The sequence below is a fragment of the Pseudomonas sp. Marseille-Q5117 genome (genome assembly GCF_946901175.1).
GTDB classification, from domain to species: domain Bacteria; phylum Pseudomonadota; class Gammaproteobacteria; order Pseudomonadales; family Pseudomonadaceae; genus Aquipseudomonas; species Aquipseudomonas iranensis.
In genome coordinates this window covers 74,889-82,307 of sequence record NZ_CAMPPP010000022.1, presented here as the reverse complement: position 1 = coordinate 82,307, position 7,419 = coordinate 74,889, and the positions used below count along the sequence as shown (strand labels likewise).

Annotated in this window: 7 protein-coding genes and 1 pseudogene; all 8 read right to left on the bottom strand. The window is 61.3% G+C overall.

Annotated features, from left to right (window positions below; genetic code table 11):
• Positions 1 to 129 precede the first annotated feature (129 nt).
• The gene (locus OC605_RS26010) at positions 130 to 1,173 is read right to left on the bottom strand and encodes a phage baseplate assembly protein (RefSeq protein WP_262140272.1); all 1,044 of its coding nucleotides are present in this window, start codon (positions 1,171 to 1,173) and stop codon (positions 130 to 132) included.
• A gap of 4 nt (positions 1,174 to 1,177) precedes the next feature.
• On the bottom strand, positions 1,178 to 2,413 hold the full coding sequence (locus OC605_RS26005; RefSeq protein WP_262140271.1) for a DNA circularization protein: 1,236 nt from the start codon (positions 2,411 to 2,413) through the stop codon (positions 1,178 to 1,180).
• A pseudogene (locus tag OC605_RS26000) lies at positions 2,400 to 4,176 on the bottom strand (phage tail protein). Before OC605_RS26000 ends, OC605_RS26005 begins: the two are co-directional and overlap by 14 nt.
• A 130-nt stretch (positions 4,177 to 4,306) precedes the next feature.
• Complete coding sequence (locus OC605_RS25995) at positions 4,307 to 4,603, bottom strand: phage tail assembly protein (RefSeq protein WP_007908778.1); 297 nt, start codon at positions 4,601 to 4,603, stop codon at positions 4,307 to 4,309.
• Positions 4,600 to 4,947 carry a phage tail tube protein gene (locus tag OC605_RS25990; protein WP_007908779.1) on the bottom strand — a complete coding sequence of 116 codons (348 nt, stop codon included), beginning with the start codon at positions 4,945 to 4,947 and terminating at the stop codon, positions 4,600 to 4,602. The genes OC605_RS25995 and OC605_RS25990 overlap by 4 nt, the downstream gene beginning before the upstream one ends.
• A gap of 67 nt (positions 4,948 to 5,014) precedes the next feature.
• Positions 5,015 to 6,511 (bottom strand): phage tail sheath subtilisin-like domain-containing protein, encoded by a 1,497-nt coding sequence (locus OC605_RS25985; RefSeq protein WP_262140269.1) that lies wholly within the window; start codon positions 6,509 to 6,511, stop codon positions 5,015 to 5,017.
• Entirely contained in the window at positions 6,511 to 6,693 is a 183-nt protein-coding gene (locus OC605_RS25980) for a DUF2635 domain-containing protein (RefSeq protein WP_262140268.1), read from the bottom strand. The genes OC605_RS25985 and OC605_RS25980 overlap by 1 nt, the downstream gene beginning before the upstream one ends.
• Complete coding sequence (locus OC605_RS25975) at positions 6,690 to 7,274, bottom strand: hypothetical protein (protein ID WP_262140267.1); 585 nt, start codon at positions 7,272 to 7,274, stop codon at positions 6,690 to 6,692. Before OC605_RS25975 ends, OC605_RS25980 begins: the two co-directional genes overlap by 4 nt.
• Positions 7,275 to 7,419: the final 145 nt, after the last annotated feature.

The window sequence follows — 7,419 nt, the reverse complement described above, 5'->3', positions numbered from 1 at the left end:
CTCCGGGTCAGGTACGGCACGGCCAGCGGCCGGCACTACGGTGATGCGGTTGCTCATGGGGTTACGTCTCCAGAGAAAGTCATTTCCACCCGGCCATCCGGGCCCGGGCGGTGCAGGTTGGGGTCAGGCTCAGGTTTTTTTCGGGGGCGTCGGATCAGGATCAAAGGTATGCGGCGGCGCCACTTGCAAGGTGGTCACCGATCCCTGCGCCGACAACGAATAGGTGACCTTGGAAATCAGCATGTCGCCATCGAAATCCAGCACCGGATCCTTGACCTTGACCAGCGTGTTATGGCGCCACAAATCGCCATTGCTCTGCCGCCAGCCCTGCACCTGATAGGTGGTGGTCTGTGCGCGGCCCATGCGGGTCGCGCTTTCCCATTGGGCACGCTGCTGCGCCAACTCAAAGGTCAGTTGCGTGCCTTCATTGATCACCGTGGTGCGCCGCCGTTTGAAACTCAGGTCGGCCGCGGTCGACTCGACTTCGCTGACCGCCGCGCCGCTCTTCGCATCCGAGCCTTTTTGCTGGCCGATCACCCGGTACTCGGAGAACACCTGGCTGAAATCCATTGGCGCACTGGCCGACAGGATGTTCTTGCCCAGCTCCAGCGCATCGCTGGCGCGTCCGCCGCTGCCGGGTTTGGCCAGCACCAACTGGCCCAGCTCGTTGTCGGTGGAAAACACCCGCAGCAGCGACAGCAATCGGTCGATCGACTGGAATGCCGTTTCACCCGGCACGATGGTGTGTTTGGTCAGGCGTGTGGTTTCGCTGATTTCGTTGACCACTGACAGCCCATATTCGCTCGCCAGATCGCGGACGATAGTCAGCAAGGGTTGTTGCTGCCATTGGCTGGGCAGGTTGCGAGCGGCGCAATCGACCAGATCCTGGGTCTTGGAACTGCCTTCGATGGTCAGGCTGATCTGCCGCCCGTCATAGCGGATCGGTGCTTTGAACACGTAACCGGTGAGCACCAGGTCCTTGCCGATTTTCACTTCACAGGGGTCACCGGGTTTAATCGGTTTGCTCACCGCCTGCCCCGGCCATTGCCAGGTAATGTCGAGCTTGAAGGTGCGGAACTGGCGCTCCAGATCAGCGGTGATTTCGACGCTTTTCCAGCCGCCGTATTCCATATTGTTGACCGTCAGCGTGACGTGATTGTCCATCTCGTTCATGGCATCACTCCCGCGAGACTTTCACATCGTTGGGCGAGAAACCGGGATGGGTAATCGCGTTACGCTGAGTCACTTCTTCGACTCGCGTGGCGTCGCCGAACTGCTTGTAGGCCACGACCACTGCCGGAAAGCTTTCCTGAAACGATTTGCTGACTTGCCGCACGCCGGAGGACGCCACCGCTTTGAGATGAGCCACCAGCGCTTCCTTTACATCGTTGATGGCTTGGAAGTGGGCAGGTCCGGCTTTTGCCAGCATTGGATCAATGGCGGCAGTCACAGCCGCGCGCAGCGCTTGCATGTCATCGCTGACAGGGACTTCCTGACGGCTGACCGGCGACGTCGACTGTTGAGCCACCGACGGCGTCGACGCCAGCTTCACCGGCGTGGTCGCCACCGGCATCGACGCCACCCACTGCGCCACTTTGACCAGCATCGTGTCCTGCACCAGATCGGCCATCGCCTGCGCTGCGGCATTGGTGTCTCTGCCCGTGGTGATCTTTGGCGCATCAGCCTTGCGAATCGCTTCGAGTTGCTGCGACACGTCGGCTATCACGCCACGGTAGCCTTCCTTGGCGAACGCTTTCAGCTCCTTGATATCGCCGAGCAAACCCTTGAATTCCGCCGCCACTTCCTTGGGCAGCTCCTTCACGGCCTTGACCAGCTCAGTGATCTGGCGGTACTGCTCGATCAAAGGTTTCAGTTGCTCCTTGATCACCTCGTAAACCCCGGTGAGGCTGTTGCGCAGGTTGGTGATGCCGATCCGCGCAGCCTTGATCAAAGTCATCGCCTGTTCGAAACGCGCCACCGCTGAACCCAGCAGACCGTCGGCTTTGGCCAGCAGCACTTTCTGCGTGCTGACCGTGGCTGTCGGAAACGGCAGGGGTTGGTCGGGATAGAACTTCAAGGCGAACGTCACCAACCCACCGTCCTGGCGGGTGTGGGTCATGTCGCATTCGCCGACCTTGACTTGCAGGCGTCCAAGCCACGGATGCACCAGCTCGCCACGGCCCTGCTCCAGCGCCTTGAGCAGCTTGTCGCGCTGCTCCAGGCAATCGGGGCCGATGATGAACGCGGTCAGATCGTGGGTCTTGGCCTGCTGGCCGAGGTCCTCGAAATACGGCAGGTCGCGTTGCGGGGATTCATGCAACTGCCCTTTGCGCCCGACCGGGGTTTTCGCCTGGTCGATCCAGAAACCGACACCGCGAAAGGATGCCGGCAATAAACGGTCACGCCAGTTCATTGGGAACCTCCCATCGACAGTGAGCGATAGCCGATGCGTGAAGACACGGCCAGGCCCGGTTGATTGGTTTGCGGTTGTTCGGTGCGCAGGCCTGCCGGCGCATTTTCGAAGCGCACGGTCAGGCCGCCTTCGAGTTGCGTGCGGTTGTTGGCGGCGCTTTGCTGGATCAGCGCGCTGGAGGTTTGTGGCAACGAACCGCTTTGCAGTGCGCCGTTGCCAGCAGGCGCCGGACTGGCAGCGAAGAACGCCGGTGCCAGTTCGCCTTTACCTTCGGCATTGGTCTGGCGTTGTGCTTCAGTGAGAGTTTCAACTTTGCCGGTGACCTTGGCGATCAGTCCGGCGAAGCCACCGTCGAACAACTCCTTGATCGGCGCAATGACGGTTTGCAGCTTTTGCCACAACTCGCCGAACCACTCAGTGATCGGCCCCCAACTCTCGATGATCTGATCCAGCGGTTTCCATTCGAACAGACTGTGCAGAAAGTCCACGACCGGCGCGGACAGCGCCAACACAACGCCCCAGAGCGCCGAAAAGACCTCACCGATCGGCTGCCAATACTGGGCAATCTGCTCCAGCGGTGACCACTCGAACAGGCTGGTGAAAAAGCCCCTGACTCGCTGCACAGACGTTTGCAGCGCCATCCAGATCGGTTCGAAGAACCCGACAACTCCACCCCAGGCGCTGGTGAGCATTTCCATCGGGAAAAAATCGAACAGCGTGCGCAGGATATCCCGGGTGCTTTGTACGGCCGATTGCAGCGTGGTTAACATCGGTTCGAAGAACGTCACGACACCACCCCACGCATCGGTAATCATCTGCATCGGCGAGAAATCGAACAGGTTTCTGAGAAACGCCATCACCGGCACACTCAAGGCCTCGAGCAATTCCCAGATCGCCGAGAACAAACCGGTCAGCGGCCCCCAGTTTTCGATGATCATCCCCGCAGGCGACCACGCGAAAACCGATTTGAAGAAGTCGATCACTGGCGCCGTCACGACCGTGACCTTGTCCCAGATAGCCGAGAAAAATCCCGTGACCGGTTCCCACAGCGCAGCCAGTGCCGCCAGCGGTCGCCAGTCAAGTACCGAGCGCAACGTCGCCATCGCACTCGCTCCGGCGTTTTTCACGCCCTCCCACATCCCGGTGAAGAACGCGCTGATCGGCGTCCAGTTGGCCACGATCAAACCGGCCGCCACGGCAATGCCCATGGCGATCAGCATGATCGGGTTGGTCTTGAGCACCATGCTCATGACGTCCATCACCTGGGTCATACCGGTGACCGCGGTTTGCATGGCGGAGAAGGCAATTGCCCCCGCCGCCAGGCCTTCAACCAGTTTCGGGTTGTCGGCGAGCAGGCTGCCGACCTGCGTCAGCATCGGCTCCAGTCCGACCACCAAGGCCCCCACCGCCGGCACCAGCGCAGCGTCCACCGCCGCCGAAACCTTCTGCATCGACGCACTGAACACGTTCATGTTCTGCGTGGCAGCAGTCGGCGTGGCGGGCAGATCGACGGTTTTCGCCGTGTCGCTGACTTCGCTCAATTTGCCCTGGAACGCTGCGGCCGATGTGATGCCGTCTACAAACGGCGTGATCACGCTGCCGCCGTGGAACAGACCACTGATGTCCAGTTTGCCGAGGCCGGTCTGCTCGAGATTGTTTTTAAAACTCTCAACCTTCATGCGCAGGGCGCCCAGTTTGGGCGAGAGTTCATCGATGCCGGTGATCAGCACCGGTTTCGGGGTTTTCTTCTCTTCGTCTGCCATCACTGCACCTGCTGCATCGCATTGATCCGTTGCGCGTGCTCCAGCGATTCGCGGAGCACATCCAGTGGCCTGGCCATCATCTGTTCGGGGTCAACCTTCCAGAACCAGGCCAGGTCATAGGCGACGGCGATCAGGTCGGTGATGGCGCCGACGCCGCACTCATGAAAAAACTCGCAACGGCCCAGCTCAGCGCGTTGAGGTCAGCCAGATCGAGCTGGTTGACCGAGGACGGCGGGATGCCGGCGCACACGGCGATGTATTTGGCCGCCACATCCATGTCGAGGCTGACTTCTTCGCTCTTGTCGATCTTGTACGGCAGCGCCTTGATCGCTCGCACTTCCTGCACCGTCGGACGGCGCAGAACGAGTTCGGTCAGGGGCTCGCCGTGGGCTTCGATTGCTACTTGAAGCTTCACGGCGCCGCTCATTGCCAGGTCCCCTTGATGCCTTCGAATTTCAGTTCGATGGTGGCGTCGTCGCCCTTGGAGACTGGCTCCTCGACCAGATAGGCGCCGGCCAGCACGTAGACTTTGCCGTTGCTGAATTCACAGGTGACGGTGATATCGGTGCCTTCGATCAGCTTCTTCAGCGGGAAGTCGGCGGTGTGCAGCGCGGTCACTTTGAACGACGGTGCGATGTCGGTTTCCTTGTAGAAACCGGGCACGACGGTTTCACGTTTGACCGCCATCAGCGGGGCTTCGCAGCCGCCATTGATGGTCAGTTGTGCGCCGTCGACCTTGACGTAGCAGGTGCCTGCAATCAGTTGACCCATGGTGTTTCTCCCTTCAAATAAAAAGCCCACGCGAGGTGGGCTGAATGCTTAACGCCGACTACGCGGATCAGGCCGCGTCGTCGTACTGCAGACGGAACTGGTTGAGCAGTGCGAACACGCGCAGACCGTTGATGTAATCCGGCGGGAACAGCACGTTCACCCGGCTCGGGTCCTGCACGTCGCGCTCGACGATCAGGTGTTCGGCGAACAGTTCGGCGTTCTCCACATGGCCTTCGAGTTCGAGCTTGGCGTACTGCGCGATCAGCTCACCGCGAATGGTCGCTGGCGTGACGATAGGCTGGCCGGCGCCGAAACGGGTGCCGTCGGAGGCCAGTTTGTGGCGGCCGTATTTGCTGGTGATCACGCTTTGCAGACGACGCACGATGAACGCCGACTGGTGCATGGTTTCGCTGTCCAGATAGGAATTGTCGGCCTGGCCGTAGGCGTTCTTCTGGTAGGTGGTGATCGAGCGCTGGATGCGCACGTAACCGCCTTCGTAGTAGGCGGTGGCGATGCCGTAGTTGAGCAGCGACTGACGCTCGGTCAGGGTGAAGCGCTCGCTCGCCGGCGCCGGATCAACGCCCGGCAGACTGCCGCTTTGCGTCGGACGGCTGGCGTCGGCGGAGATGAATACCGAGGTGCGTGCAGCCAGTGCGGCGGCTTGTACCCAGACCGGTTGCGGTACGCCCGGTTCCAGCGCCTGAATGGTCATGTGCTGATCGTTGCGCGCCTGGCCTGCAGCGACCAAAGTGCCGACGGTGCCGCGTTTGGCGCTGTAGACGTGACCGAACAGTTGCTTGGCCCACGACCAGCGCCCGGTGCTGTCATCCATGACCGCTTGCCAGGTGTTGAGAGTGGCCAGATCGGACCATGGCAACGCGATGAATTCGAAAGGCTCATCGCCCAATGCTGCGACGGCAGCGATCTGATCCGGCACGCCGGCGCCGCCGGTCATGGCGGTGATCGCTGTGGTCAGGCCAGCCGGAGTTTCTTCGCCGTTGCTCTTGCCCAGGCGATTGAATTGCAGGCTGATGTCGTTGCCGCTGTCGCCGGTCCATTTGGCGTTCAGGGTGACCACACCTTCCGCAGCGGCAGCGCTGACTGGCAGGTCGGCAGTGGCGTTGATTTTCTGCGCCAGTGCGGTGGCCGCTTGCGCGGCGGTGGCGCCATTGACCACGGTGGCCTGCACACGCACGCCGCCGACATACAGGTTGAGCATGCCCGCCTGAGTTGCGGTGCCGGTCAGGGTCAACACACCTTTGGCGATAGCGCCTTCAGTGTTGTGCAGCGGCAGGCACCAGATCTCGCCGATCGGGTCAGCCTTGCGGAAAGTCTCGTACATCGAGGCGAGCATCGAGCCCTGGCCGCCGATGCTTTTCGCCAGCGCCACGCTGGAAACCAGCACCAGCTTGCCGACTTCAGTCGGGGCAATATTGTCGTTGACCTGCGCGACGATCAGACGGCGCATGGCCGAGGTCGCGCTGTTGGCGGCCGAGTTGTCCATTTCGGCATAGAACAGCGGCACACGAATGTCCGCCGGGATGTTGCTGAATCCGATCGCCATTATTTGGCTCCCTGTGGTTTAGCCACTTTTGCGGTTTTGAGTGTGATATCGCCGTCGGCCAGACGCCGGCGCCACCAGGCGCTGTCCAGCACGTCACGGCCTGCGGCCGGCAACAGGTCGCCGGCCTCCGGGTCAGGTACGGCACGGCCAGCGGCCGGCACTACGGTGATGCGGTTGCTCATGGGGTTACGTCTCCAGAGAAAGTCATTTCCACCCGGCCATCCGGGCCCGGGCGGTGCAGGTTGGGGTCAGCCGGATCGATCGCATCGACCCGCACCGTCATCCCGGTAAAGGACGACAAAGCGTCCAGTTCGCGCTCGTGCCAACTCTCCGCAGGCTGACTTGGCAGATTGCGGCCGAGCTGGAACTCGGCATAAAAGCGCAGCCGATAGAAGGCGCGGCTGCTGTTGATCGACACCATTTCGCCGCCGTCATAAACGATGACGCTGTAGTCGGCATCGGGCTTGAACCCCACCAGCGCGCGCCACAGTTCGGCGCGCAGGTCGTGCAACCCATCCAGCGCTTTTGTCGCGTCGGTCGCGTCAAGGGCCAGGACGATTTCAAAGCGGTCGCGGATTGGTTGGGTGGTGAGGTTTTGTGTGGTGCTGTTGCTGGCCAGATCGGCGATTGGCAGCACGTGGGCCGAAGGTGTTGGCAGATCCGGGTTGCCTTGCAGCAACGCCAGATCGAGGCCCACCGAAATATGATTGGCAAGCCCAGGGCATTGCCCACGCAGTTGCGTGAGGATCGGGGTGATCTTCATGGGGGTGTTCCGAAGTAAGAGAAATTACAGTGAACGCCGCAGTCCCTGTGGGAGCGAGCCTGCTCGCGAAAGCGGTCGATCAGTCACATCGATGCTGAAGCTGACTTCCCTTTCGCGAGCAGGCCCGCTCCCACAGAAATATGCA

Bases quoted from the DNA above. Each gene is read 5' to 3' on its own strand.
- OC605_RS25980 (WP_262140268.1), bottom strand. From the start codon at position 6,693: ATGAGCAACCGCATCACCGTAGTGCCGGCCGCTGGCCGTGCCGTACCT.
- OC605_RS26005 (WP_262140271.1), bottom strand. From the start codon at position 2,413: ATGAACTGGCGTGACCGTTTATTGCCGGCATCCTTTCGCGGTGTCGGT.
- OC605_RS25975 (WP_262140267.1), bottom strand. From the start codon at position 7,274: ATGAAGATCACCCCGATCCTCACGCAACTGCGTGGGCAATGCCCTGGG.
- OC605_RS25990 (WP_007908779.1), bottom strand. From the start codon at position 4,947: ATGGGTCAACTGATTGCAGGCACCTGCTACGTCAAGGTCGACGGCGCA.
- OC605_RS25985 (WP_262140269.1), bottom strand. From the start codon at position 6,511: ATGGCGATCGGATTCAGCAACATCCCGGCGGACATTCGTGTGCCGCTG.
- OC605_RS25995 (WP_007908778.1), bottom strand. From the start codon at position 4,603: ATGAGCGGCGCCGTGAAGCTTCAAGTAGCAATCGAAGCCCACGGCGAG.
- OC605_RS26010 (WP_262140272.1), bottom strand. From the start codon at position 1,173: ATGAACGAGATGGACAATCACGTCACGCTGACGGTCAACAATATGGAA.